Annotated in this window: 21 protein-coding genes; 10 read left to right on the top strand and 11 right to left on the bottom strand. The window is 74.4% G+C overall.

Annotation, left to right across the window (positions count from 1 at the left end):
* Positions 1–108: 108 nt before the first annotated feature.
* The gene (locus tag B5Y66_RS10525) at positions 109–1290 is read right to left on the bottom strand and encodes an aminotransferase class I/II-fold pyridoxal phosphate-dependent enzyme (protein ID WP_079574188.1); all 1182 of its coding nucleotides are present in this window, start codon (positions 1288–1290) and stop codon (positions 109–111) included.
* A 79-nt stretch (positions 1291–1369) separates the two neighbouring features.
* Here B5Y66_RS10525 and B5Y66_RS10520 point away from each other — a divergent pair, with 79 nt between their 5' ends.
* Genes B5Y66_RS10520 through B5Y66_RS10510 form a run of 3 tightly spaced genes read left to right on the top strand, consistent with a single transcriptional unit; the run spans position 1370 to position 3286 of the window.
* Positions 1370–1927 carry a DnaJ family domain-containing protein gene (locus B5Y66_RS10520; RefSeq protein ID WP_245807044.1) on the top strand — a complete coding sequence of 186 codons (558 nt, stop codon included), beginning with the start codon at positions 1370–1372 and terminating at the stop codon, positions 1925–1927.
* A gap of 7 nt (positions 1928–1934) precedes the next feature.
* Positions 1935–2507, top strand: coding sequence for an AAA family ATPase (locus B5Y66_RS10515; protein ID WP_176168838.1), 573 nt, complete (start codon positions 1935–1937; stop codon positions 2505–2507).
* A complete protein-coding gene (locus tag B5Y66_RS10510; protein WP_079574184.1) occupies positions 2504–3286 on the top strand; it encodes an HAD-IIA family hydrolase in 783 nt (260 codons plus the stop codon). The genes B5Y66_RS10515 and B5Y66_RS10510 overlap by 4 nt, the downstream gene beginning before the upstream one ends.
* Before the next feature lie 26 nt (positions 3287–3312).
* Here the strand turns inward: B5Y66_RS10510 and B5Y66_RS10505 are convergent, their stop codons facing one another.
* Entirely contained in the window at positions 3313–3729 is a 417-nt protein-coding gene (locus B5Y66_RS10505) for a RidA family protein (RefSeq protein WP_079574182.1), read from the bottom strand.
* A 110-nt stretch (positions 3730–3839) separates the two neighbouring features.
* Here B5Y66_RS10505 and B5Y66_RS10500 point away from each other — a divergent pair, with 110 nt between their 5' ends.
* Genes B5Y66_RS10500 through B5Y66_RS10485 form a run of 4 tightly spaced genes read left to right on the top strand, consistent with a single transcriptional unit; the run spans position 3840 to position 9485 of the window.
* Positions 3840–5177: a type III PLP-dependent enzyme domain-containing protein gene (locus B5Y66_RS10500; RefSeq protein ID WP_139820829.1), complete on the top strand. Its 1338-nt coding sequence runs from the start codon at positions 3840–3842 to the stop codon at positions 5175–5177.
* A gap of 10 nt (positions 5178–5187) precedes the next feature.
* Positions 5188–6804: an N-acyl-D-amino-acid deacylase family protein gene (locus tag B5Y66_RS10495; RefSeq protein WP_079574178.1), complete on the top strand. Its 1617-nt coding sequence runs from the start codon at positions 5188–5190 to the stop codon at positions 6802–6804.
* A 55-nt stretch (positions 6805–6859) separates the two neighbouring features.
* A complete protein-coding gene (locus B5Y66_RS10490; RefSeq protein ID WP_079574175.1) occupies positions 6860–8290 on the top strand; it encodes a GntT/GntP/DsdX family permease in 1431 nt (476 codons plus the stop codon).
* Positions 8291–8339: 49 nt separating this feature from the next.
* Positions 8340–9485 carry an alpha/beta hydrolase gene (locus B5Y66_RS10485; protein WP_079574173.1) on the top strand — a complete coding sequence of 382 codons (1146 nt, stop codon included), beginning with the start codon at positions 8340–8342 and terminating at the stop codon, positions 9483–9485.
* Here the strand turns inward: B5Y66_RS10485 and B5Y66_RS10480 are convergent.
* Positions 9418–9963 carry a GNAT family N-acetyltransferase gene (locus B5Y66_RS10480; protein ID WP_079574171.1) on the bottom strand — a complete coding sequence of 182 codons (546 nt, stop codon included), beginning with the start codon at positions 9961–9963 and terminating at the stop codon, positions 9418–9420. The two genes, B5Y66_RS10485 and B5Y66_RS10480, sit on opposite strands and share 68 nt — an antisense overlap.
* Before the next feature lie 43 nt (positions 9964–10006).
* Positions 10007–10513, bottom strand: a complete 507-nt coding sequence (locus tag B5Y66_RS10475) for a low molecular weight protein-tyrosine-phosphatase (protein WP_079574492.1) — start codon at positions 10511–10513, stop codon at positions 10007–10009.
* 80 nt (positions 10514–10593) lie between these two features.
* Between B5Y66_RS10475 and B5Y66_RS10470 the strand changes: the two genes are divergently transcribed.
* Entirely contained in the window at positions 10594–11517 is a 924-nt protein-coding gene (locus tag B5Y66_RS10470) for an SDR family oxidoreductase (RefSeq protein WP_079574169.1), read from the top strand.
* Between the two features lie 355 nt (positions 11518–11872).
* On the opposite strand, the gene B5Y66_RS10465 is transcribed toward B5Y66_RS10470, so the two are convergent.
* Positions 11873–12832, bottom strand: a complete 960-nt coding sequence (locus tag B5Y66_RS10465; protein WP_139820828.1) for a sensor domain-containing diguanylate cyclase — start codon at positions 12830–12832, stop codon at positions 11873–11875.
* A 181-nt stretch (positions 12833–13013) separates the two neighbouring features.
* Here B5Y66_RS10465 and B5Y66_RS10460 point away from each other — a divergent pair, with 181 nt between their 5' ends.
* On the top strand, positions 13014–16382 hold the full coding sequence (locus B5Y66_RS10460) for a DUF5979 domain-containing protein (RefSeq protein WP_079574165.1): 3369 nt from the start codon (positions 13014–13016) through the stop codon (positions 16380–16382).
* A gap of 27 nt (positions 16383–16409) precedes the next feature.
* A complete protein-coding gene (locus tag B5Y66_RS10455; RefSeq protein ID WP_079574163.1) occupies positions 16410–17207 on the top strand; it encodes an alpha/beta hydrolase in 798 nt (265 codons plus the stop codon).
* A gap of 25 nt (positions 17208–17232) precedes the next feature.
* On the opposite strand, the gene B5Y66_RS10450 is transcribed toward B5Y66_RS10455, so the two are convergent.
* The 6 genes from B5Y66_RS10450 to B5Y66_RS10425 all read right to left on the bottom strand — a co-directional run bounded on the left by B5Y66_RS10450 (position 17233) and on the right by B5Y66_RS10425 (position 25175).
* Positions 17233–18168: an ornithine cyclodeaminase family protein gene (locus tag B5Y66_RS10450; RefSeq protein WP_079574161.1), complete on the bottom strand. Its 936-nt coding sequence runs from the start codon at positions 18166–18168 to the stop codon at positions 17233–17235.
* Positions 18165–19502 (bottom strand): MFS transporter, encoded by a 1338-nt coding sequence (locus B5Y66_RS10445; RefSeq protein WP_079574160.1) that lies wholly within the window; start codon positions 19500–19502, stop codon positions 18165–18167. Before B5Y66_RS10445 ends, B5Y66_RS10450 begins: the two co-directional genes overlap by 4 nt.
* A 112-nt stretch (positions 19503–19614) precedes the next feature.
* Positions 19615–20292 carry a GntR family transcriptional regulator gene (locus tag B5Y66_RS10440; protein ID WP_217700774.1) on the bottom strand — a complete coding sequence of 226 codons (678 nt, stop codon included), beginning with the start codon at positions 20290–20292 and terminating at the stop codon, positions 19615–19617.
* Positions 20293–20525: 233 nt separating this feature from the next.
* Positions 20526–23237 carry a pectate lyase family protein gene (locus B5Y66_RS10435; RefSeq protein ID WP_079574157.1) on the bottom strand — a complete coding sequence of 904 codons (2712 nt, stop codon included), beginning with the start codon at positions 23235–23237 and terminating at the stop codon, positions 20526–20528.
* 205 nt (positions 23238–23442) lie between these two features.
* Positions 23443–24321: a hypothetical protein gene (locus B5Y66_RS10430; protein WP_079574155.1), complete on the bottom strand. Its 879-nt coding sequence runs from the start codon at positions 24319–24321 to the stop codon at positions 23443–23445.
* Entirely contained in the window at positions 24318–25175 is an 858-nt protein-coding gene (locus B5Y66_RS10425) for an RCC1 domain-containing protein (protein WP_079574153.1), read from the bottom strand. Before B5Y66_RS10425 ends, B5Y66_RS10430 begins: the two co-directional genes overlap by 4 nt.
* Between the last annotated feature and the right edge of the window lie 63 nt (positions 25176–25238).

The following is a 25238-nucleotide window of genomic DNA, read 5'->3' as shown; positions in this document are numbered from 1 at the left end:
CCCACGGCCAGGCCGAACTACCTCGGCGAGAACTGAACTACCTCGGCAGGATGCGGACTACCTCGCGACGATTCCGACTACCTCGGGGAGGTTCGAACTACCTCGGCGTCACAGGGTGCGGTGCCAGGCGACGATGCGGTCGACGGCGCGGGAGACGACCTCGGGCGCGGCGGCGAAGGAGAGGCGGACCCAGTCGCCGCCGCCCACGGTGTCGAAGTCCGCGCCAGGGGTGATCGCGACGTCGGCCTCGGCGAGCAGCCGGCGGCAGTACGTCACGGAGTCGCCTCCGACGGCGTCACGGAAGCCGGCCACGTTCCCGTACAGGTAGAACGCGCCGTCGGCGGGCGCGACGGGGCGCCAGCCGAGCTCGTCGACCCGGTCGAGCAGGGCGGCGCGCGACGTCGCGTACCGGGCGACGTTCTCGGCCGCCGCGGCGTAGCCGGCGGGGGAGAAGGCCGCGACGCCCGCGTGCTGCGCCAGCGCGGGCGGCGAGAGGGCCACGTTGCCCGCGAGCGCGTCGACCGGGCCGACCAGCTCGTCGGGGAGCACGAGCCAGCCCAGGCGCCAACCGGTCATGGCCCAGTACTTGGAGAACGAGTTCACCACGACAGCCCCGGAGTCCGCGTACATCGCCGCGGTGGCCTGCTGTACATCAGTCGAGTACGCGATGCCGTGGTAGATCTCGTCGCTGATCAGGCGGACGTCGTGCTCTTCGCACCACCGGGCGAGCGCGGCCAGCTCGGCGGGCGGCAGCATCGTGCCGGTCGGGTTGGCGGGGGAGGCGACCACCAGGCCGTCCAGACCGCCCGCGTAGTACGCCTCCATGAGCTGGGAGACCGTGGGCTGGTACCGGGTGTCCGGTCCGCAGTCGAGCTCCACGACCTCGCACCCCAGCGCCGCGAGGATGTTCTTGTACGCCGGGTATCCGGGCCGGGCGAGCGCCACCCGGTCCCCGACGTCGAACGCGGCGAGGAAGGCGAGCAGGAACCCGCCGCTCGACCCGGTCGTCACGGCGATCCGCGCCGGGTCGACGTCGACGTCGTACCAGCGCCGGTAGTGCCCGGCGATCTCCCGGCGCAGAGCGGGCACGCCCAGCGACTCCGTGTAGCCGAGGTCCGCGGTGCGCAGCAGCTCCGCCGCCTTCTCCCGCACGACGTCGGACGCCCCGGTGGACGGCTCGCCCGCGCACAGGTTGAGCACGTCGTGCCCCGCCGCGCGGCGCTCGTTCGCCGTGGCCAGGACCTGCATGACGGCGAACGGTGGCACGTGGCTGCGGCGCGAGACCTTCATACGGCCATCATGCCGGGTCACCCTGGCCGCGGCGTCGGCCCGTCCGCGCCTAGGCTGGGGACGAGCCGACCCCGGAGGGATGACGATGTTCCGACGCCGCCGTGACGACCAGAAGGACCCGGCCCGCCGAGCCGCGCAGTACCAGGTGGACCGCGAGATCGCCGCCGTGAGCGCCGACGGGGACGACCACGGCAAGGACTACGGCACGGACGGCTCGGCCGCGGCCGCCGCGCCCCGCAAGCGGATGGACGACCGCGCCCTGTGGGTGGACACCGTCGTCGACCAGGCGATCCGGCGCGGCGAGTTCGACGACCTGCCGCTGGCGGGCAAGCCGATCCCGGGGCTGCGCGGCACGCACGACCCGGACTGGTGGCTCAAGAACCTCGTGGAGCGCGAGCAGATCACCGGCGTCCTGCCGGCGGCGCAGCTGCGCCGGGACGACGCGGAGCTCGACGAGACGCTCGACCGCGAGCCCGAGGAGGCACGCGTGCGGGCGACCGTCGAGGAGTTCAACGCCCGGGTGGTCGACGCCCGCCGGCAGCTCCTCGGCGGCCCGCCCGTGGTGACGCCCACGCGTGACGTCGAGCGCGAGGTGCAGCGGTGGCGCGAGCGCCGCCGCGCCCACGGGATCTTCTGAGGCGGCCGTGGGAGACGTCGTCGTGGTGACGGGTCCGCCGGGGTCGGGCAAATCCGCGGTCGGCGCGGCCCTGGCCGCGCAGCTCGACCCGTCGGTGCTGGTCGAGGCCGACTGGTTCTTCGGCCGGTGGCGGCGCGGCGGCATCGCACCCTGGCTCCCGGAGGCCGCCCCGCAGACCGGTCCCGCCGGCCGCGCCGCGCTCGCCGCCACCGTGGAGTACGCCCGTTCGGACGCGTGGGTCGTGTACGACGGCGTCCTGCACCCCGCCGCCGCCCGGGAGCTCGCCGCGCTCGCCCGCGATGCGGGCGCCGTGGTGCACCGCGCCGTCCTGCTGCCGCCGCTCGAGGTGTGCCTCGCGCGGGTGGCGGCACGCACCGGGCACGGCTTCGACGACCCCGCCGCCACGCGCGCCATGCACGCGGCGTTCGCGGCGGAGGGGGACGGGCCGGGCGACGAGACCCTGCGGACCACGGACGAGACGCCGGGCGCCCTCGCCGCGCGCGTGCGCGACCTGCTGCGCGGAGGCGTTCTGCGGGTGCCGGCGCCGGACCGGGCACCGGCCGGGGGAGCGCGGCCGTGAACGGCCACGCGGTGCTCCTGGACCTGCAGGGCACGGTGTACGAGGGCGACGACCTGGTCGCGGGGGCGGACGACGCCGTCGCCGCGCTGCGCGAGGCGGGGCACGCGGTCCGGTTCGTCACCAACACGGACTCGCAGGACTCGGCGTCGATCGTCGCGAGGCTGCGGGGGATGGGCCTCCGGATCGAGCCCGCCGAGCTGTTCACCCCGGTGGACGCGGCGGTCGCGCTGCTCGCCGGCCCCGAGGCCCGCGTGCACGTGCTGGCCACGGGCGCCGTACGCGACCAGCTCACCGCGCGCCTCGCCGTCGTCGGCCCGGAGGACGGCCCGACGCACGTGCTCGTCGGCGACGTGCACGACGTGCTCGACTACCCGGCCCTCGACGCCGCGTTCCGCGCGGTCCTCGGCGGCGCGGAGCTGCTGGCGCTGCAGCACGGACGCTGGTTCCTGCGCGGCGGGCGGCCCGCCCTCGACACCGGGTCGGTGGTCGCCGCCATCGAGCACGGTGCCGAGGTGGCGGCCAGGACGCTGGGCAAGCCGAGCACCGGCTTCCTGCGGCTGGCGCTCGGCACGATCAGCCCGGCGCCGGGCCCGGACCGCACGTGGGTGGTGGGCGACGACCGCTCGTCGGACGTCGCGATGGGCCGTGCCGCCGGGGTCCGCACGGTGCTGGTGCGCACGGGCAAGTTCGCGCGGCAGGCCGACGACGACTCCCTGCCGCACGCGGAGCACGTGCTCGACGACCTCACCGGGCTGCCGGACCTGCTGGGCCGGGCCTGAGCCGGCCGAGCGGGCCCGGCGGCGGGTCAGTCGACGAAGGCGAGCGCGTCGATCTCGACGAGCATCTCCTCGCGGGGCAGGCCGACCATCACGGTGGTGCGCGACGGCAGCACGGCGTCCGGGCCGAGACGCTCGGCGAGGAAGGCGCCGTAGGCGTCGTTCATGGCGGCGAAGTCGTCGCGCGTCGTGAGGTACACGCGCAGCATGACGACGTTCGCCATCGTGCCGCCGCCGGCCTGCACGATCGCCTCGACGTTCTGCAGCGTGCGCGTGGTCTGCGCGGCGACGTCGCCGGGGTAGAGGTACTCGTTGGTCGCCGGGTCGACCGGGCCCTGCCCGGAGACCTGCAGCAGGTTGCCCACACGCACCCCTTGGGAGAAGGTGTGCGCCGGGGCGGGTGCCTGGTCGGTCGTGACGGCGGTCCTCGGGGTCTGCTCAGCCATGTGCTCGTCCTTTCGCGGGGTGTGACCGGCCTCCCCTGGACCCGGCGTGCATTTGGGCGGCCGGTGCGGCATCGTCGCACCGTCGACGGGGGAACGAGGAGGGCCTGACGATGGACGGTACCGGAGCCGAGGACACCTGTCGGATCGATCGAGGGCGGGTGGCCGCGCGGGACGACGAGCGCGTCGGCTGGCGCCACAAGGCGATTCCCCCCGAGCTGTGGGGCCTGACCGTGGCCGAGGTCCGCGAGCGCCGCCCGCGGCTGTCGCAGCTGCCGACCCCGCTGCTCACGCTGTCCCGCCCGGCGCTGGACACCAACCTGCGCGTGATGGCCGACTGGTGCGCCGCGCGCGGCCTCGACCTCGCCCCGCACGGCAAGACGACGATGGCGCCGCAGCTGTGGGCGGAGCAGGTCGACGCCGGCGCGTGGGCGATCACGGTCGCGAACCCGTTCCAGCTGGGCGTCGCCCTCGAGTTCGGCGTGAGCCGCGTGATGGTGGCGAACAGCGTGATCTCGCCCCTCGCGCTCCGCTGGATCGCCGACGAGCTCGCCGCCGACCGCGACCTGCGGGTGCTGGTCTGGGCGGACGCGCCGGCCACGGTGGACCTCATGCACGACGCGCTCGCGGCGCACGTGGACGCGTCGGGCTCGCGCCCGCCGATCGACGTGCTCGTCGAGCGCGGCGGCGCCGGCGGACGCACGGGCGCCCGGGACCTCGGGACGGCGCTGGCGACGGCGGAGCGCGTGGCCGCGTCCCCGCACCTGCGCCTCGCGGGCGTCGGCGGGTACGAGGGCGCGCTCGCCCACGACTCCGACACCGGCAGCCGGGACGTGGTGCGCGGCTACCTGCGCGACATGGTCGAGGTGCACGAGCGTCTCGCGGCCGACGGCCTGTACGAGGTCGACGCCCCGGTCGTGACGGCGGGCGGCAGCGCCTACTTCGACGTCGTCGACGAGGTGCTGTCGCCCCTGGTCGCGACGGGTGCCCGCGTCGTCCTGCGCAGCGGCGCCTACGTGGTGCACGACGACGGCTTCTACCGGCACATCTCGCCCCTGGGCGAGGAGCCGCGCACCGGCGGCCCGGGGTTCCGCAGCGCGATGCACGGCTGGGTCCGCGTGAGCTCGCAGCCCGAGCCGGGGCTGGCGCTGTTCGACGCCGGCAAGCGCGACCTGCCGTTCGACGAGGGCCTGCCGGAGGTGCAGCTGCGCCGCCCGCGGGCGGCGGGCGAGGTGCCGGCCCCGGTGACCGGCGTCCAGGTCACCGCCCTCAACGACCAGCACGGCTTCCTGCGCGGGGAGGGCGCCGCCGACCTGCGCATCGGCGACGAGCTGCGCCTCGGCCTGTCGCACCCGTGCACGGCGATGGACAAGTGGGTGCTCGTGCCGGTGGTCGACGACGCCGACGCGGCCGACCCGGTCGTCGTCGACCTCGTCCGGACCTGGTTCTGAGGGGGCGGGGATGACCGCCGACTGGCTGTTCCGCGACGCCCTGGTGCTCGACGGCACGGGCGCCCCGGGCGTCGTCGCCGACGTCACCGTGGCCGACGGCCGCGTCACGGCGGTCGACGAGAGCCGCTCCGACGCCCGCGCGGGCGGGGCGCACCGGACGGTCGACGCCGCGGGACGGGCGCTGACGCCCGGCTTCATCGACATGCACGCCCACTCGGACGTGCAGATCCTGGCCAACCCGGACCACACGGCGAAGGTGAGCCAGGGCGTGACGCTCGAGGTGCTGGGCCAGGACGGGCTGTCGTTCGCGCCGGTGGACGAGCGCACCCGCACCGCGATCCGCGCGCAGATCGCGGGCTGGAACGACGACCCGCCGGGCTTCGCCTGGGACTGGGAGTCCGTGGCCGGCTACCTGGACCGCCTGGACCGCGGGATCGCGTGCCATGCCGCCTACCTGGTGCCGCAGGGCACGCTGCGCCACCTCGTCGTCGGGCCGGACGAGCGCCCGGCCACGCCCGCGGAGGTCGCGCGCATGGGCGAGCTGCTCGCCCAGGGGATGCGGGAGGGCGCGCTCGGCATGAGCAGCGGCCTCACGTACACGCCCGGCATGTACGCCGACGACGACGAGCTCGCCGCGCTGCTGCGCGTCGTCGCCGCCCACGACGGTTACTACAGCCCGCACCACCGGTCGTACGGCAAGGGCGCGCTCGAGGCGTACGCGGAGATGATCGACCTCGCCAGGGCCACGGGCTGCGCCCTGCACCTCACGCACGCCACGATGAACTTCGGGCCCAACAAGGGCCGCGCGGGCGAGCTGCTCGACCTGATCGACGGGGCGCTGGACGACGGCGTCGACGTCACGCTCGACACGTACCCGTACCTGCCCGGCTCGACGACGCTCAGCGCGATCCTGCCGAGCTGGTCGTTCTCCGGCGGCCCGGACGCGCTGCTCGCACGGCTGGCCGACGCGGCCGACCGCGAGCGGATCCTGTTCGAGCTGGAGCACGTCGGCACGGACGGCTGCCACGGCTGCGTGGCCGAGTGGGACACCATCGAGATCAGCGGCGTGCAGCACCCCGAGCTCGAGGGCCGGGTGGGGCGGACGATCGCGGCGATCGCCCGCGACGAGGGCCGCGCGCCGAGCGACGTCTTCGTCGACCAGCTCGTGGCCGACCGCCTCGGCACCACGATCCTGCAGCACGTGGGGCACGAGGAGAACGTGCGCGCGATCATGCAGCACCGCACCCATACCGGCGGCTCGGACGCGATCCTCGTGGGCGGCCGCCCGCACCCGCGCGCGTGGGGCACGTTCCCGCGCTACCTCGCGCGGTACGTGCGCGAGCTCGGTGTCCTCACGCTCGAGGACTGCGTGCACCACCTCACCGGCCGCCCGGCGGCCCGGCTGAAGCTGACGGGCCGTGGCCTGGTCCGCCCCGGCTACGCCGCGGACCTCGTGCTGCTCGACCCCGACACCGTCCAGGACACCGCCACGTTCGAGAACCCCCGCCAGCAGGCCGCGGGCATCGACCTGGTCCTGGTCGACGGCGTCGCCGTCATGGACGACGGCGCCCGTACCGACGCCCTTCCCGGCCGTGCGCTGCGGCGCACCGGGAGCGGCACCCGCTGACGTCGACGCCGGCGCGGATCCTCACCGAGGCGGACCCCGACAGGAGGAGACCGGGATGCGAACGTTGCTGCAGGCCGCGCGGGACGACGACGACACGCTCGAGCTGATCAACCAGCCGTGGTCGGAGCACGACACGCAGGTGCTGGTGGTCACCGCCATCGGCATCGCGATCGTGGTGCTGCTCATCACGATGCTGAAGATGCACGGCTTCGTCGCCCTGACCCTCGGGTCGCTGTTCGTGGCGATCGGGTCGGGGATCCCGCTCGGCGACGTCGCCGGCGTGTTCGAGACCGGCGTCGGGGACGTGCTCGGCACCGTCGGCGTGCTGGTCGTGCTCGGCGCCATGCTCGGCAAGCTGCTCGCCGACTCCGGCGGAGCCGACGAGATCGTGGACAAGATCTTCCGCGGCTCCACCGGCAGCCTGCCGTGGCGGATGGCGCTCATCGCGTTCCTCATCGGCATCCCGATGTTCTTCGAGGTCGGCCTCGTGCTGCTGATCCCCGTCATCATGCTCGCGGTGCGCCGCTCCGGTCTGCCCGCCATGCTCCTGGCCATCCCCGCCCTGGCCGGCCTGTCCGTGCTGCACGGCTTCGTGCCGCCGCACCCCGGCCCCCTGGCCGCCATCGGCAACCTCGGCGCCGACGTCGGCATCACCATGGCCCTCGGCCTGCTCATCGCCGTGCCCACCGTGATCATCGCCGGGCCCGTGTGGGGCCGGTTCGCCGCGAAGCTGGTGCCGATCGGCGCCCAGGGCGGCGGCGGAGGCATCGTCGCCGGTGACACCGGCGGCTCGGGCGAGCCGGGCACGGTCACGACGCGCAACCCCACGTTCGTGCTCACCCTCGTGACCATCCTCAGCCCCGTGATCCTGATGCTGGTGCGCGCCGGAGTCGAGGTCTGGGCCAGCCCCGACGCCTGGTTCTTCCCCTTCGTGTCGTTCATCGGCGAGCCCCTGATCGCCCTGCTCATCGCCGTCCTGCTCGCCATGATCACGTTCGGCACCAGCGTCGGGTTCTCCCTCGGCACCCTCGGCTCCAAGATGACCGAGAGCCTCAAGCCCATCGCCAGCGCCACGATGATCGTCGGCGCCGGCGGCGGCTTCAAGGCCGTCCTCGTCGAGGGCGGCACCGGCATCGCGATCGGCAAGGCCGCCGTCGCGATGAGCCTGTCGGTGCTGCTGCTCGGCTGGCTCATCGCCGTCCTGGTGCGCATCGCCACCGGGTCCGCCACCGTCGCGATCGTCACCGCCTCCGGCATCGTCGCGCCGCTCGCCACCGGCCTCACGCCCACCCACCTCGCGCTCGTCGTGCTCGCCATCGGCGCCGGCTCGCTCATCCTGTCCCACGTCAACGACGCCGGGTTCTGGCTGGTCAAGGAGTACTTCGGCATGACCGTCGGCCAGACCTTCAAGACCTGGTCCGTGATGGAGACGATCATCGCCGTCCTCGGCCTGCTCTTCACCTGGCTGCTCTGGCTGGTGGTGTAGCCGCGCCGGCCGGGTCGCGGGCGGGCGCCGCGTTCCTTACCTTCGGGGCGTGGACGACGAGACCGGCACCGCGTGGCAGCCCGACGTGCTGCCCGGCTTCGAGCAGCTCACGCTGCCCCTGGAACAGGACTTCGAGGGCGACGTCGTCGCGACGCTCGTCCGCCGCGCCCCGGAGCCCGACGGCGGTGACACGGTGCCGGACGCCGGCGTCGACGTCCTGTACGTGCACGGCTGGGTCGACTACTTCTTCCAGACCCACCTCGCGGCGTTCTGGGAGCGCCAGGGCGCCCGGTTCTACGCCCTCGACCTGCGCAAGTACGGCCGCAGCCTGCGCGAGCACCAGACGCCCGGGTTCGTCACCGCGCTCGCGACGTACGACGAGGACGTCGAGGCCGCGCTGGCCGTCCTCGGGCACGGGCCGCGCCCGTCGTCAGACCGCCGCCTGGTGCTCATGGGCCACTCCACGGGCGGGCTGGTGCTCAGCCTGTGGGTGTCGCACCGGCCGGGCCGCGCCGACGCGCTCGTGCTCAACAGCCCGTGGCTCGAGTTCCAGACGCGCAGCGTGGGCCGGTGGGTGCTGGAGCCGGGCCTGCGCGCGCAGGCCGCGCTCGCGCCGCGCAGCCACCTGGTGAACGTGGACCTCGGGTACTACGTGCGCAGCGTCTCCCACCGGTACGACGGCGCGTGGGAGATCGACCCGGCCTGGCGCCCCGACATGGGCTGGCGCGCCACCCCGGCATGGCTGTCGGCGATCTTCCAGGGGCAGGAGCGGGTGTCCCGGGGGCTCGGCATCGACATACCGGTGCTGGTGCTGCTGTCGGCGCGCTCGACGACGCCCGTGCGGTGGAGCCCGGAGATGATGACCACCGACTCGGTGCTCGAGGTGGGCGGCGTCGCGCGGCGCGTCCCCGCGCTGGGCAGCCTCGTCACCCTGGTCCGGGTCGACGGCGCCCTGCACGACGTCACGCTGTCCGCCCCCGCCGTGCGCGACGTCGTGTGGCGCGAGATCTCCCGCTGGGCCGGCGCCTACGTGCCCGGCTCGCCGCCGGTCGCCGAGCCGGAGCCGTCGGGCGCCGCGGCCTGGTGGCGCCGCACCTTCGGCCGCGGGCGCCCGTCCCGGCGGGGCGTCACAGCGCCCGCACCAGCTCCAGCTCCTCGCCCTGCTCGAGGACGAAGCGTGAACCCGACGGTGTGAAGCCGAGCTTGCGGTAGGCGGCCTGCGCGCGCGGGTTGGCGACGTGCACGCACAGCCGGGCACGCTCGACGCCGAGCCCCCGCGCCCAGTCTTGCGCGCCGTCGAACAGCCGGCCCAGCAGCCCGGCGCCCCGGTGCTCGGGCCGTACGAACACGCCCACCAGGTGCACCTGCCGCTGCGCGACCGGGCCGCCGAGCACGTCGGTCGCGCCCGGCTCCTCGACGAGCCCGGTCGTGGTGCCGACCCAGCGCCCGTCCGCGCCGACGGCGACGAACGCCGCCACCGCCTCGCTCGTCGCGTTGCCCCGCGCCCGCTCCTGCCAGAACTCGTCCGGGCGGGCCGCCGCGACGTCGTACGTCTCGAGGAACGCCACCGGCGCGGCCGGGTCCTGCAGCGCCGCCAGCCGCAGGTCGCGGGTCTCGCGCCACTCGTCCTCCCGGGCGCGTCGGACGGTGAGCGGCGGGTGCGACGTGGTCATGCGCCGATCCTTCCACCCCGCGGGCGCGGACCGCCCCGGGTCCTCAGCGGTCCAGGAACGACCGCACGTGCTCCACGACGCCGTCGGCGGCGGCCTCGACCTCGGCCAGCGTCGTCTCGAACCCGGCCTGGTCGCCGTACCAGGGGTCGTCGACGTCGAGCAGGTGCTCGTCACCGCCCGGCTCGACGACGGGCGCGGCAGGGTCGAACGAGCGGTACATGCGGATCTCGGCGAGCCCGTCCGAGCCGGCGCCGCCGTCGGCGAGCCGCCGCAGGCGGCGCGCGTGCTGCGCCGTCATGGGCAGCAGCAGGTCGTGGCCGGCGAGGTCGGCGGCGGTGACCTGGCGGGCCCGGTGGCCGTCGCCGGTCGCGTAGCCGTGCGCGGCGAGCACCTGGCGGGCGCGCCGGTCCACGGGGTTGCCGTGCTCCTCGTCGCTGACGCCGGAGGAGTCCACGACCACACGGCCGCCGAGCCCCGCGGCCTCGAGCCGGTCGCGCAGCACGATCTCGGCCATGGGGGAGCGGCAGATGTTGCCGGTGCAGACGGTCATGACGCGGTACGGGGTGGCAGGCACCGGCCCATTGTCGCCTCTCGCCGGGCCCGGTCCTCGATCCGTGCCTACCGTGGGGCATGGCGAGATGGGCGGCGGACGGGCTGGTCGCCGTGACCGGGGCGAGCGGGCGGCTCGGGTCACGACTGGCGTTCCGGCTGGCGGCGGAGGGCGCGCGGCAGCGGCTGGTCGTGCGCGACCCGGCACGCGCGCCCCGCCTCAGCGACGGGCGGGCGCTGCCGCAGGGCGAGGTGGCCGTCGCCGACGGATACCGCGACACCGCCGCGATGCGCGCGGCGTTCGACGGCGTCCGCACGGTCTTCCTCGTGAGCGCGCGCGAAGCTCCCGATCGGGTCGCGCAGCACGCCGCCATGATCGACGCCGCGGCGGCGGCGGGCGTCGAGCGCCTCGTCTACACGTCGTTCGCGGGCGCCGCCCCGGACGCGGTGTTCACGTTCGCCCGCGACCACTGGCGCACCGAGCAGCACCTGGCCGACGTCGCGGCGCGCACCGGCCTGCGCTGGACGGTGCTGCGAGACAACCTGTACCTCCACGCGCTGAGCACGTTCGTCGGGCGCGACGGCGTGATCCGCGGCCCCGCGGCGGACGGCCGGGTGGCGGCGGTGTCGCACGACGACGTGGCGGACGTCGCGACCGCCGTCATCCTCGACGAGCGGCCCGCCCGGCACGACGGCGCGACCTACGAGGTCACGGGGCCGCAGGCCCTCACGCTCGACGAGGTGGCGCGGATCCTGGGCCAGGCCGCAGGCCGCGACCTCACCTACCACCCGGAGACGGAGGAGGAGGCGTACGCCTCGCGTGCCGGGTACGGGGCGGAGCCGTTCGAGGTCGACGGGTGGGTCACGTCGTACACCGCCATCGCCGCGGGCGAGCTGGCGCACGTCTCCGACGACGTCGGCCGGCTCGTCGGCCGCCCTGCGCGCTCGCTCGCGCAGTGGCTGGACGACTATCCCGGCGAGTGGGCGCACCTGCGGCGGGCGTGAGCGCCCGGAGAACGCCGTCGTTCACCCTGAGGAAAACCCTTGGCCTCCCTGCCAGGGCGGGCGTAGCGTCGTCCGCACATGAGAAAGGAGGTGATCGGAGAAGTGAAGACTCTTCGGACCCATGAGGTGGTCGCGCGCTAGTCGCGTGCGCCCTTGAGCGTTTCGCGCTGTCGGCCTGACGACCTGATCACTCGTCGGACCGGTCGGCGCACGGGACGGGTAGCGAGTTCCTCGCGACCACCGGATCCCGCGGGTGCCGTGCCCTCGTCCAGCACGGCAGGAGGTTCGACCTCCAGCCCGCGGGCTCTTTGCTGTCCGGGCGACGTCGCCTCCCCGGCGTCGACCTGGGCGATCGTCAGACCAGCACCGCCGCACGACGCTCGCGCAGGAGGCGCCGCTCGGCCTGGGTCACGAGCTCGTCGGCGTCGGCCGCGCCCGCCACCGACCACGCCGCGGCCGAGTGCAGCGCCGGCCATACCGCGGCGTCGAACCCGGCCGACGGCGGCGCCACGTGCGCGAGGACGTGCTGCCGCAGCGCGTCGGCGGACGCCGCCGCCTGGATGTCGTCCATCGCCGGCAGGGTCGCCAGGACGGCGAACCCGTCGCCCTCCACCCGGCCCGCCTCGCACCCCGCGGGCAGCGCGGCCGAGACCCGCGCCGCGAGCTCGGACAGCACGGCGTCCCCGACGTCCTGTCCGTGGTGGGCGTTGACCGTCGCCAGGCCCCGCACGTCGAGCAGCACCAGCACGACGCGCGTCGCGCCGCCCCGCACCAGGGCGCAGCGGCGCCGCAGCGCGTACCAGGTGGCGGCGCGCCCGGGCAGGCGGGTCAACGGGTCGTGGGTGGATCGCTCGGCGAGCTCGGCCACGACGGCCCGCATGACGTCGGCCGTGCCGGCAGCGCCCCAGGCCGCCGGACCGCTCACCAGGACGTCGTCGTACCGTCGGTCCGCGGTGCGGGCCATCGCGAGCGCCGCGACGTCGGCCACCGCCGTCCCGGGGTCGACGACGAGGGGCGACCAGTCCGCCACCGCCCCGGTCGGACGCCGCTCCAGGACGGCGCGGCCGTACCCGAGACGGCCCGTGAGCGCGGCCGTCAGGCCCGCGCGGGTGACGATGCCGGTGCGGGCCGGCGCGGCGTCGTCCTGCACCGCGACCGACCCCACCTCAGGGCGCCGGAAGATCACCTCGAGCTGCCCGACGGGCATCGTGGAACCCACCACCAGCACCGGCTGCGCCAGCTCCGCGACCGAGCCGGCGCGCGTCGTCCCGCGCGGGGCGACGTGGCGGGCCAGGCGGGCGATCTCGTCGTGCACAGCGGAAGTATGGTCGCGGCCAGGCCCGTTCCCGGGCCGCCGATCAAGAGTTCGCCGAGCGTTCGCCCGGCGTTCAGCCGATCCCACGAAGCATGGGAGCGTGACCACCCGGCAGGCGCACCCTCGCCTCCCTAGAGTGGCGCGAGGTACGCGCGATTCGTGACTTTTCTGGGGGCTGCACATGCGGAGGACGGGCTCGACGACAGGCCGCAGGACGACGAGCGGACTGCTCGCCGCAGCGCTCGCGCTGGGCGGCCTGGTAGGGCTCGGGGCGCAGACCGCGACGGCGCCGTCCGCCGCGGCGGCCGAGGGCGACGTCAACCCGTTCACGTCCGCGGGCGGGTTCACCGTCTACGCGCAGCGCGACGCCTTCGTCGGGAACCAGGAGCTCGAGGGCTCCCTCGCCGCCGGCCGCAACCTCGCGCGGACCACGGCCGAGCAGTGGGCCGTGATCCACGTGGCGGCGGGCACGGCGGACTACACGATCCCCACCGTGGACGGCGACCCGGCCCGGTTGCTGATCGGGCGCTTCGACCCCGACACGTCGACGAACGTCGGCGAGGTGAACCTCACCAGTCGCGGCGCGACGACGCCGGAGAACGTCGGGACGCTCAAGATGGTGGACCGCGACCTCGGGCCGTTCGAGACGTCGGCACGCGGCGAGAGTTGGGTGCGCGTCTCGCAGCCCGGCTCGATCCCGCCGCTCATCGACGCCACCGCGCAGACCTACCCCGCCGACGCGGAGCCCCCGACGGGCGGCAACACGTCGATCTTCACCGAGCAGACCGGCAGCACGCAGGACGTCGTCGCCGGGTACATCGAGGCGGACCAGGACGCCACGATCGACGAGAGCGCGCAGTGCCTCGCCGACCTGGCGGACCCGGACGGCCAGGACGCGCACCACGTGACCGTCGCGGAGGACGACGGCGACCGCAAGGTGCTCTCCCCGCTCGCCGCGGACCGGCCCAACGTGGTGGCGTACGAGGACGTGGCGGGCGCGAGCCTGCTGCAGTTCTCCGCGGGCAGCGCCACGCCCGGCCAGGAGAACCCCCTGATCATCCGCGTGCCCGCCGGGACGACCGACGTCCACGGCCTGCGCGTCGACCCGCAGGGCCAGTACTCCCCGTACATCCTGTGGGACCTGTCGGCGGTGACCGGTGACGTGACGGTCGAGAACACCGGCGCGCGTATCGACGGCTCCGTCTACGCGCCGTTCGCCGACGTCACCGTGGACGCCGCCCCGCTGGACGGCCAGGTGATCGGCCGCGACGTGACCCTGCTGGGCGGCGAGGTGCACTCGTTCCTGTTCGCCAGCACCATTCCCTGCGGAGCGCCGCAGGGCACGTTCGAGGTCTCCAAGGAGCTCGACGGCATCACCGCCGGCGACCTGCCGGACGGCACGACGTTCCCCGTCGACTGGTCCGCCACGTCGCCGGACGGCGAGGTGCTCGGCACCGGCACGCTCGAGCTGCCGGCCGACGGCGCCCCGGTGAGCCCGCTGTCGGTGGACGGCACCACCGCGACGTTCCCCGTGGGCACCGTGGTCAGCTTCGCGGAGCAGGACCCGACCGACGTCCCCGGGTGGGAGTGGGGCGACGCCACCGTGGCCCCGGACCCGGTGACCATCACGGCCGACGGCGACGCCGTCGTCAGCGCGACGGTCACGAACACCGCGGAACGGACCGAGGGGACGTTCGAGGTCACGAAGACGGTCACCGACGGCACCGACGACCCCCTGCCTCCCGCCCCCGAGGCGGTCATCACCGTCGGCTGGACCGCGGTCGACCCGGACGACAACGAGTCCAGCGGCACCATCGACCTGGTCTCGGACGGGGCCTGGGACTTCCAGGCGCAGGGTCCGGAGGACGACGACGGGAACGAGATCACGTTCCCGGTGGGCACGGAGGTCACCCTGAGCGAGCCGGACCTTCCGGACCCGCCAGAGGGCTACACCTGGGGAGAGCCGTCGTGGAGCCCGGGCGCCACGTTCACCATCGACCGCACCGACCAGGTGGTCGCCGTCGACCTCACCAACCTGCTGGTGCCGCAGGAGCCGACGGCGTCGTTCACCGTCACCAAGGTGCTCGACGTCGACGGTCCGGTGGACCCGGAGCCGCAGTTCGCCGTCGAGTACACGTTCGACCCGCCGGGCGGGCCTCGTGAGTCCCGCACGCGGGAGATCGGCGTCGGCGACCCGGTGACGATCGACACCCTGCTCGACGGCGAGCCCATCCCCGCCGGCAGCACCGTGTGGGTGCGGGAGCCCGCCCCGACGGGCGGCGACGGCGTCGACTGGGAGGACCCGGTGCTCTCGGTCGACGGCACGCCGCTCACCGACCCGGACGAGGACGGCTTCTACCCCCTCGAGCTGGACGAGGGGCAGACGATCGCGCTCGAGGTGACGAACGTCGGGCACGTGCCCGCCGGCTCGTTCACGCTGGCCAAGGAGCTCGACGGTCCGGCCGCCGAGGACGTGCCGGACGGGCTGACGTTCGGCGTCGGCTGGACGGCCGCCTACCCGGACGGCACGACGACGGAGGGCACCACCGAGCTGTCGCCCGACGGCACGCCTGCCGGGCCGACGGACGCCGATGGCGAGGCGCTCGACTTCCCGGTGGGCACGACCGTCACCTTCGACGAGGCGGACCTGCCGGACCTGCCGGGCTGGGACTGGGGCACCCCGACGATCACGCCGTCCGAGATCACGGTGGGCGACGGCGAGACCGCGCAGGTCACCGTCACCAACTCCGCCACCGTGGAGCACGGCACGTTCGAGGTCTCGAAGGCCCTCGAGGGCGCCGACCCGGGCGACGTGAGCGCCGAGGGGTTCGAGGTCGACTGGACGGCCACCCTGCCGGACGGCAGCACCACGGACGGCGTGATCCAGGCTCCGACCGACGGGAGCCCGGCGGGCCCGGGCCGCGAGTTCCCCGTGGGCACCACCGTGCAGGTCACGGAGCAGGAGCCGTCCGACGCCGTGCTGCCGGACGGCTGGACCTGGGCCGTGCCCACCTGGTCACCCGGGAGCAGCCTCACCATCGACGAGGGCGTCGGCACGGCCACGTTCACGGTGACGAACTCCGCCGTGCCCGTCACGACGCTGCGGGTGGAGAAGCTCGTCGAGGGGGCGGACCTGCCGGACGGCACGGACTTCCCCGTCGAGTACCGCGTGGACGACGGGCCCGTCCAGCAGGGTGACCTCGTGCTCGGCGAGCCGTTCGTCGCGGACGACGTCCCGCTGGGCACCACCGTCGAGATCCGCGAGGCCGACCCGCCCGGCGTCGACGGCGCCCGATGGGGCACGCCGCGCTGGGCGATCGACGGCCAGCCCCTCGAGCCCGACGACGACGGGTGGGTGGTGATCCACGCGGACGACGAGCGGCTCAACGCCGTCACGCTCACGAACACCGCCCGTCCGACCACGCCGACCACGCCCGGGTCGGAGCTGCCGGAGACAGGGTTCGGCGGGGGCACGCTCCCGCTGCTGGCCCTCGGGCTGCTGCTCCTCGGCGTCGCCGTACGCCTCGTCGCACGGACGCTCCGGGCCTGACGGACCCGACAGGGTGAGGATCGTCCCGTGACTCCCGAGCCGGAGGCCGCGCACGACGTCGCGGCGCTGCGCCGCGGCGCCCACGAGCGCGCCGTCGCCCGGCCGCGGCGCCCGTTCGCGGGCGCCGTGGAGGACCTGGTCCGCGACGGCCTCACGCTGCGCCGGTACACGCCGGAGGGACGGCACCCGGGCGCCGCGGCCGTCTTCCTGCACGGTGGGTACGGGCTGTTCGGCGACCTCGAGCTGCAGGACGGCTGGTGCCGCCGCACCGCGGAGGCCCTGGGCGTCGTCGTGCTGTCCGTGGACTACCGGCTCGCGCCGGAGGCGACGCTCGACGACTCCGTCGCGGACGCCCTGGCCGCAGTCGACCTCCTCGCGGGCGAGGGGTTCGACAGGCTCTACCTCGACGGGGACTCCGCCGGCGGCACCGTCGCGACGCTCGCGGCCGCGCGCACCGGTCGCCGGCTGGCAGGCCTGCTGCTCACGAACCCGAACCTCGACCTGTCGCTGGAGACCTACGACGACACCCTGCCGGGCGGCCCGGGCCGGGAGCTGTCCACGGTCGCGATGCGGGTGTGGACGGGGGTCGAGCCCTCGGACGCACTGCGGCTGCACCGGTCCGCGCACGGGCTGCCCCCGACGTTCGTCGCGGTGGGCGACCGGGACTCGCTGCTCCCGGAGGCGCGGGCCCTCACGGGGTCGTGCCGGCGCGAGGGCGTACCGTGCCGGCTGGTCGAGCTGCCCGGCGCCGAGCACGGCTTCGTCGGCACCGAGCGCGCCGGCGAGGTGCTCGCCGCGGCCCGGACCTTCTTCGACCTCGGCTGAGGCGCGGCGGCCGCGTCGCCGGCGGTCAGTCCCGGCCGGGATCGGCGCCGAGCTCCGCGACCCCCACCGCGACGGCGAGGTCCTGCCACGACATGCCGGAGCCCTTGAAGACGTTCGGCCGGTCCGTCGCCCGGCGGCCGCCGCGCACGACGTCGGTCAGCGGCACCAGAGCGTCCGGGTTCAGCACGCCCTCCTCGACGGCGAGGACGACGTCTCCGCACTCGCGCATCGCGGTCGCGCGGTCCTCGACCACGACGCGCGACCGGCCCATGAGCCCGGCGTCGAGCTCGCGCCGGTCCGGCTCGTGCGAGCCGATGGCCACCACGCACGCGCCGTCGCGCACCAACGCGCCGTCGAAGAGCGGCGTGCCCGCCGACGTCGCGCAGACGACGAGGTCGGCGTCGCCGACGTCGTCCCGGCTCCCGGCGCGGGCCGGGAGACCGCGCGCGGCGAGGTCCTCGACGGCGGCCGACCGCCGCGCCGGGTCGCGACCGACGAGCGCGACGTCGTCGAGGTCGCGCACGGCCGCCATCGCCACCGCGTGCTCGACCGCCTGGGGGCCCGCGCCGAAGACGACCAGCCGGCGCGCGTCCGGCGCGGCGAGGTGATCGGCGGCGACCGCGGACGTCGCCGGCGTGCGCAGCTCGGTGAGCGCCGACCCGTCGATCAGCAGGCGCGGCGTGAGCGTGTCGGCGTCGAGCAGCAGGTAGGTCGCCTGGATGCGCGGCAGGCCGCGAGCCGGGTTGCCCGGCGCCACGGACGCGACCTTGACGCCGGCCCAGCAGCCCAGCACCGACGGCATGAGCAGCAGGTGCCCGGTGCCGGCGGGCACGGACGACCGCGCCGGGTCGGCTGCCGGGTCGAAGCCGTCGCGCAGCGCCCGCTCGACCAGCCGGCGTGCGTCGTCGGGCCGGACGCGGCGGCGCACCTCCTCGGCGGTGACGAACGTCAGGCCGGTCACGCGGCCACCGCCTCGCGGGCCTCGCGGGCCGCGATCCGCGCCCGCTCGGACCGCACGACGCGGCCCGACAGGGAGACGGCGACGAGCGCGACGAGCGCCAGGCCCACCATGTAGGCGGCGATCGGCCACCAGGCGCCGTCGAACCGCGACAGCAGCCACGTCGCGAGGAGCGGCGCGGTGCCGCCGGCCAGGGCGGCGCCGATCTGGTAGCCCAGCGTCACGCCGGTGTACCGGACCCGGGTGGTGAACGTCTCGGACATGAGCGTGCCGAGGGTCGCCGTGACGGGCGGCCACACGATCCCCAGCCCGATCACCACAGCGGCGTACACGGCCCAGTCCACCCGCAGGTCGAGGAGCAGGAAGAACGGCGCTGCGAAGAGCGCGATGAGCACGGTGCCGCCGAGGAAGACGGGCGGCCGGCCGAACCGGTCGGAGAGGCGGCCCATCGCCAGGATCGCGAACGTGCTGACGAACGCGCCGGCGCTGACGGCGTTGAGCACCACGGACTGCTGCATGCCGATCGTCCCGGTCGCGTAGCTGACGACGAACGTGGCGAAGATGTAGAACGGCCCGGTCTCCACGACCTTGGCGCCGACGGCGACCAGCACGGACCGCCAGTGGTCGCGCAGCGTGTCCTTGATGGGGAGCTTGGCCACGTTGCCGCTCTCCTTGGCCTCGCGGAAGGCGGGCGTCTCGGCGAGGCCCTTGCGGATCCACAGGCCGACGAACACGAGCACCACCGACGCGATGAACGGCAGGCGCCAGCCCCAGGACTCGAACGACTCGGACGGCAGCGAGCTGACCAGCGCGAACGCGATCGTCGAGAGCAGCATGCCGATGGTCACGCCGGTCTGCGGCACGGAGCCGAAGAAGCCGCGGCGGTGCTTCGGCGCGTACTCGTAGGCGAGCAGCAGGGCTCCGCCCCACTCGCCGCCGATCGCGAGCCCCTGGATGACCCGGCAGAGGATGAGGAGCGCCGGGGCGAGCACCCCGACCTGGGCGTACGTGGGCAGCAGGCCGATCGCGACCGTCGCCCCGCCCATCAGGGAGAGCGTGATGACCAGCGTCTTCTTGCGCCCGATCCGGTCGCCGATGTGGGAGAAGACGATGCCGCCGAAGGGCCGGATGAAGAAGGTCAGCGACAGGGACAGGTACGACAGCATCAGCGAGATCGCCGGGTCGTCGGTGGGGAAGAACTGCTTGTCGAAGATGAGGGCAGCCGCGGTGGCGTAGAGGAAGAAGTCGAACCACTCGATCGCGCTGCCGGAGAGGCTGCCCACCAGGACCCGGAGGTTCGTGGCCGGCTTGCCGATCGTGGATTGCTGCGAGGTCACGCGCCGCTCCCGTCCGGCCCGCAACGGTACGGGCCTCGAATGGCGTGCAACGTACAATTGCACCCAGGTTGAGCGCAAGGCCCATCCGATCCATGGGCGGGCCCGGACCGCGTCAGCCGGCGCCGACCGTGCCCCGGTCCGCGGGCTCCGACACGGCGTCGCCGCGCCCCGACCAGATGTCGCGCACGTGCTGCAGGTGCCGGCGCATCCACGCCTCCGCGCCCGGCGCGTCGGCGGCCGCGAGCAGGTCGAGCAGCTCGTGGTGCTCACAGATGGTCGCCGCGAGACGCCCCTCCTCGTGCAGCTTCTGCAGGCCGAGCAGCCGCGACATCCCGCGCAGTCGGCGTACCTCCTCGACCAGCCGCTCGTTGCCGGCGATCGCCAGCACCTCGGTGTGGAAGGTGGTGTCCGCGGCGACGAACGCCTGCAGCTCGCCCGCGGCGGCGGTGGCGTCGATGCGGTCGGCGAGCGGGCGCAGCGCCTCGACCTGCGCGGCGGTCGCGAGGGCGGCGACCCGGCCCACGGTGGGTACCTCGACGAGCTCCCGGATCTGCAGGATCTCCTCGAGCGCGACGTCGCCCAGCGCCACGACGCGGTAGCCGCGGTGCCGCAGCGTCTCGACGAGACCCTCGCGCGTCAGCTCCATCATCGCCTCGCGCACGGGGGTCGCCGAGACGCCCAGGCGCTGGGCCAGCGCGGGCGCCGAGTAGATCGCGCCGGGCTCGAGCTCGCCCGCCACCATCGCCTCGCGCAGCGTCACCAGGACGCGCGCTCGGATGCTGTCGGGCATGCCGAGCGACCCGAGGACCGGCGACCTCCGCCCACCACCGGCACCGTCGCTCATCTGCTCTCCCGGGTTCGACGATCAGGACCCGGCCAGGATGCCATGGTCGCGAGCTGAGCGGACGGCGTGCCGCCCGCTCCTGGACACGGGCCGGCCGGCCCGTCGGAGGGGGTCGACGGGCCGGCCGGGTCAGGGACGCCGCACCCGGCACGGCCGGGGGCGTCGAGCGGGGGATCAGGTCAGCCGAACGTCACCTCCAGGGTGCCGTCGGCGGCGAAGGACCAGTCCAGGTCGCCCGCGTAGGCGGCGCACGCGGAGCCGTTGGAGCCGGACCAGAACTGGTTGGAGCCGTCGTCGTCGCCGACGATCCGGTCGTTCGAGCCGCTGTCGCAGGACACGTTGCCGCTGAACGAGTGGCTGCCCTCGTCGAAGTTGAAGTTGCGCTCCTCGTTGCCGATGCTCACGTTGTCCGAGACCGTGATCGAGCCCGGGTTGCTGTTGTACGTGAGGCCGTGCTTGCCGTTCTCGTAGGCGATGCTGCCCGTGATCACGTGGTCGACGGGGATGTCCTCGCCGCCCAGCTTGTAGCCGTTGCGGTCACCGCTCCCGGCCTGCGAGCCGTCCGACAGGGTCCCGTTCTCGTAGGCGAGCGAGTCCTCGATCGTCACGACGCCGATCGGGCCGGTGTCGGTCTTGGCGTACAGGTCCCAGCCGTCATCGATGTTGTTGTGGGACACGCAGTCGCGGAACACGTTGCCCTCACCGACCGTCAGCTTGGCCGCGAAGCCGTCCGCGTCCTCGCCGTCGGAGTCGGCGTTGTCGTACGACTCCGAGCTGACCACCAGGTTGTCCGCCGGCCACTCCGCCTTCGGGGCCCCCGCGACCAGGCGGGCGATCTGCAGGCCGGTGTCGGCGTTGCCCCGGGTCACGACCCGCTCGATGACGTTGTCGTCGCCGCCGAGCAGGATGCCGTTGTCACCGGCGTTCTGGACGGTGATCCCGTACACGTGCCAGAAGTTGCCGCCGATGGCGAGGCCCCGGTTGGCGGAGTCCTCCGCCTGCGCGGAGAAGTCGAGCACCGGCGTCTCGCCCGGGTACGCCGACAGGAGCGTGCGCTCCGACGACGTGCCGTCGTTGCCCGGCTCGATCGTGAGCGTGTCGGCCTCGTCGTACTGGCCGCCGCGCAGGTAGATCGCACCGCCCGGCTCCACGGCGGCGATCGCCGCGGCGACCGTCGTCGGGTCGGCCTCGGTGCCTGCCGCGCCGGCCGAGCCGTCGGGCGCCGCGTAGATCACCTCGCCGCTCGGGGTGGGCGGGTCGGTCGGGTCCGGGTCGGTGGGGTCGGTCGGCGGGTCGGTGGGGTCCGTCGGGTCCGGCGAGCCCTGGCCGGCGTACGTCTCGAGCTCGGCCACCTTCGGCGTGCCGGAGGCGCTGGTGATCTCGAGGTCGAGCTTGCTCAGCGTCGTCGCGGGCAGGTTGACGACGCCCGCACGGCTACCGGTCGCGAGCACCGCACCGTTGTCGTGGTTGACGATGCGGAACGCGGTGATCGTGCCCTCCGAGCCGGCCGCCTCGACGACCTTGGCCTGCGCCACCGTCTGCGGGGTGGCCCACTTGACGGACACGCGACCCGTGGTGCTCGAGGGCGACCAGAAGGTGCTCAGGTTGCCGTCGGTCACGTTGCCGAAGCTGCTGCCCGACGCCTTGGTCGAGCCGTCCGCGCCCGCGCCGAGGCTGAGGTTGGTGCCGGCCGGCGGATCCGTGGGGTCCGTCGGCGGGTCCGTGGGCTCGGTCGGCGGGTCCGTCGGTTCAGTCGGCGGATCGGTCGGGTCCGGCGTCTGCGCCTCGCACGAGCCGTCCGAGACCTTCAGGCCGGTGTTCGCGCCCGCGGTCTCGGCGACGACGTCCGGCACGCAGTCCGCGTCGTCGAGCGAGTACGAGTAGGGGATGCTGACCGTGGTCGTCGACGTCGGGTTGGGGCCGGCGGGGTTGTTGTCCTCGCCCGGCTCCGACCACGTGACGTTGTCGAAGGTGTTCCCGGCGACCTGCCAGTACCCGGGCAGGTCGGTGTAGAACGTGCCGAGCACGTCCTTCGAGTCCTGGAAGTAGTTGTTGTCGACCTTCGCCTTGCCGCCGGCGCGGGCGTTGATCCCCGACTCGTTGATGCCGCTGTAGTGGTTGTTGTAGACGTGCGCCGTCGCACCGCGCAGCAAGGGGACGCGCGAGTCGAGGTTCTCGTAGAGGTTGTGGTGGTAGGTCACCGGGCCGTTGTCCAGGTCGCTGTCGCCCGAGCCCACGAGCCCGCCGCGGCCGGAGTTGCGCAGGATGCTGTAGGAGAGCGTCACGTACGTCGTGTCGCCCTTCATGTCGAAGAGGCCGTCGTAGCCCTCCGACTCGCCGCCCGACGCCTCGAGCGTCACGTGGTCCACCCACACGTTGGAGACTCCCGACTCCATGCCGATGGCGTCGCCCCCGTTCGACGTCGGGGAGCCCGACTTCTTCACGTTCTTCACCGTGACGTTCTGGATGATGATGTTGCTGGCCTCACGGATGTGGATGCCGAGCTGGTCGAACGTGGCGCCGTTGCCGACGCCGACGAGCGTGACGTTGCTGATCTGCTTCAGCTCGATCACACCGTCCGCGGTGTTGCAGCTGTCCCCGGAGACCTTGCTCGTGTTGCCGTGGTTGATCGTGCCCTCGACCTCGATCGTGATCGGGGTGTCGTCGGCCGCGCGGCCGCACAGGGCCTCGTGGATCTGGGTACCGGTCGTGGCCCGCACGACCTCGCCGCCCGCACCGCCCGTCGTGCCGCCGTTCTGGGTGGCGAATCCCGTGGCGCTGCCGGTCGCGGCCTGGGCGCCGGGGAGCGTCAGGGCGGTCACGCCGATCGCCGCGGCCAGGGATGTCGTCACCCCCGCCGCCAGGAGTCGTCGCGCTGCTGTGCGTCTCATCGTTGCTGCCTCACCTTCGTCGTCGAACGCGGGACTTGCAGCCGGTGCCTCGGGCCGCTCCGCGCCGGGCGGGCGTCCGCTGTCGAACCCTCGTTGGTCACGAACAGATCACAGCAACCGGTTTCTTGACCGTAAGGGACCGGTTTCCCGGTGCGCAACCCCTGGGCGGACATTGGTCGCCGCGAGCGACCGACAGGGAGTCGGGTCAGCGCCCGACGGCGGCCGACCGCAGCGCGTCACGCCGCGCCAGGCCCGCGAGCAGGTCCGCCACCTGCACGCGCGGGTCGCGGCGGGAGTCCACCTGCCGCACGCCCAGCAGCGGCGGCGGCGCCGGCGACACCCCCGCGGCGAGGCTCGCGGCCAGCACGGCGGTGCGCTGCGGCGTGAGCGCGCTCTGCTCGTCGTGCACGACGGCGGCCGACCGGCGGCCCTCGCTCCAGCGCAGTGCGGTCTCGGCGAGCGCGGGGACCAGCGGCTCGAGCGGCGGTGGCACCGCCGGGTCGCCGTCGAGCAGCCGGTCCAGGACCGCGACGACGTCCCGCCGCTCGAGGCCGGCCAGCGCTGTCACGCCGTCCCGCACGACGTCCGGGACGAGGGCGAGGAACCGGCCGACCGCAGCCGGGTCCGGCCGGCGCCGGTGCTTCAGGTGCACCATCGCGACGAACGCGGCGAGGACGTCGGCCCGCTCCCGCAGGACCGCGGCCGCGGGGCCGTGGTCGCGCCCGAGCCGCGTCCCGTCGAGGTACGACGGCTCGCCCGACAGCAGGTCGAGCATGCGGCCGGCGACGTGGTCGCGCTTGTCGACGACGTGCACCGTCGAGCGGCCCGCCAGCTCCGCGACGAACCACGCGACCGCCTCCGGCTGCCCGGGCCGCAGCAGCAGGTGGGCCTTGTGCTCCGCCGTCCGACGATGGTTGAACCGCGACCGCAGCGTGCCGAGCACGGCGGCCGCCTCCGCCTCCGACAGGTCCACCCCCGCGTGCGCGATCACCGGCGACGCCGGGTCCAGCAGGTTCGTCCCGGAGAACCCGGACTCGTCGCACGCGATCTCGACGACGTCGGGCGCACCGGCGGGCACGGTCATGGGGTCATCCTGGGCCCCGGCCCGACCCCCGTCCAGGAACCGACGTCGCACCGGCCGTCGTCGTGGAGGCCCGCCGCCACGACCGTGCCGTCGGCACGCAGGCCGAGGGTGTGGGACGAGCCCGCCGCCACGGCGACCACGTCCCGCCATCGGGCGACGTCGCACTGCCCGTGGGCGTCGTCGCCCGCGGCGAGCACCCGGCCGGACGCCGTGACCCCGACCGTGTGACGGCTGCCCGCGGCCAGCGCCACGACGTCCTCCCAGGCGTCGACGTCGCACGCCCCCGTCGCGCGGTCGCCCGTCGCGACCACGCGCCCGTCGCGCCGCAGGCCGACGGTGTGGAGGTAGCCGGCGGCGGCGTCCGTGAGGTCGCGCCACCCCTCGACGGCGCTCTGACCTCGGCGGTCGCTGCCCACCGCCAGAGCGCGGCCGTCCGCCCGGACCCCGACCGAGTGCCAGTCGCCGCACGAGATGCTCACGACCTCCCGCCACGGCCACACCTCGCACTGACCCTCGGCGGTCCGGCCGGCCGCCAGCACCGTGCCGTCCGCCAGCAGGGCGAGGGTGCGCCGCCAGCCTGCCGCGACGGCGACGACGTCGCCCCAACCGGCCACGTCGCACTGGCCGTCCCCGTTCCACCCCGTCGCCAGCACCGTGCCGTCCGCCACCAGCCCGACGGTGTGGGACCGGCCCGTGTTGGTCGCCGTGTGGACGTTCCCCGCGGCCACCGCGACGACGTCGCGCCACCCCTCCACGCGACACTCCCCGGCGCCCTCGTGCCCCGTGGCCGCGACCGTCCCGTCCGCGCGACGGGCGACCGAGTGGCGCCGCCCCGCTGCCAGCACCGAGCGCATCACTGCCTCCTGGGTGGGGGAGAACCGCGTCCTGACATGCTCCGACGCCGGATCGCCTTCGTC

Origin of the sequence: Krasilnikoviella flava, from assembly GCF_900167525.1 — a bacterium.
GTDB classification, from domain to species: Bacteria; Actinomycetota; Actinomycetes; order Actinomycetales; family Cellulomonadaceae; genus Isoptericola; species Isoptericola flavus.
The sequence above is the reverse complement of the archived record's forward strand: the minus strand, read 5'-3'. Positions and strand labels throughout refer to the sequence as shown.

What these genes read in the sequence shown, in the direction of transcription:
- B5Y66_RS10425 (WP_079574153.1), bottom strand. Translation starts at nt 25,175, where the DNA reads ATGCGCTCGGTGCTGGCAGCGGGGCGGCGCCACTCGGTCGCCCGTCGC.
- B5Y66_RS10440 (WP_217700774.1), bottom strand. Translation starts at nt 20,292, where the DNA reads ATGCCCGACAGCATCCGAGCGCGCGTCCTGGTGACGCTGCGCGAGGCG.
- B5Y66_RS10525 (WP_079574188.1), bottom strand. Translation starts at nt 1,290, where the DNA reads ATGAAGGTCTCGCGCCGCAGCCACGTGCCACCGTTCGCCGTCATGCAG.
- B5Y66_RS10495 (WP_079574178.1), top strand. Translation starts at nt 5,188, where the DNA reads ATGACCGCCGACTGGCTGTTCCGCGACGCCCTGGTGCTCGACGGCACG.
- B5Y66_RS10520 (WP_245807044.1), top strand. Translation starts at nt 1,370, where the DNA reads ATGACGATGTTCCGACGCCGCCGTGACGACCAGAAGGACCCGGCCCGC.
- B5Y66_RS10470 (WP_079574169.1), top strand. Translation starts at nt 10,594, where the DNA reads ATGGCGAGATGGGCGGCGGACGGGCTGGTCGCCGTGACCGGGGCGAGC.
- B5Y66_RS10430 (WP_079574155.1), bottom strand. Translation starts at nt 24,321, where the DNA reads ATGACCGTGCCCGCCGGTGCGCCCGACGTCGTCGAGATCGCGTGCGAC.
- B5Y66_RS10490 (WP_079574175.1), top strand. Translation starts at nt 6,860, where the DNA reads ATGCGAACGTTGCTGCAGGCCGCGCGGGACGACGACGACACGCTCGAG.
- B5Y66_RS10500 (WP_139820829.1), top strand. Translation starts at nt 3,840, where the DNA reads ATGGACGGTACCGGAGCCGAGGACACCTGTCGGATCGATCGAGGGCGG.
- B5Y66_RS10435 (WP_079574157.1), bottom strand. Translation starts at nt 23,237, where the DNA reads ATGAGACGCACAGCAGCGCGACGACTCCTGGCGGCGGGGGTGACGACA.
- B5Y66_RS10505 (WP_079574182.1), bottom strand. Translation starts at nt 3,729, where the DNA reads ATGGCTGAGCAGACCCCGAGGACCGCCGTCACGACCGACCAGGCACCC.
- B5Y66_RS10460 (WP_079574165.1), top strand. Translation starts at nt 13,014, where the DNA reads ATGCGGAGGACGGGCTCGACGACAGGCCGCAGGACGACGAGCGGACTG.
- B5Y66_RS10475 (WP_079574492.1), bottom strand. Translation starts at nt 10,513, where the DNA reads ATGACCGTCTGCACCGGCAACATCTGCCGCTCCCCCATGGCCGAGATC.
- B5Y66_RS10480 (WP_079574171.1), bottom strand. Translation starts at nt 9,963, where the DNA reads ATGACCACGTCGCACCCGCCGCTCACCGTCCGACGCGCCCGGGAGGAC.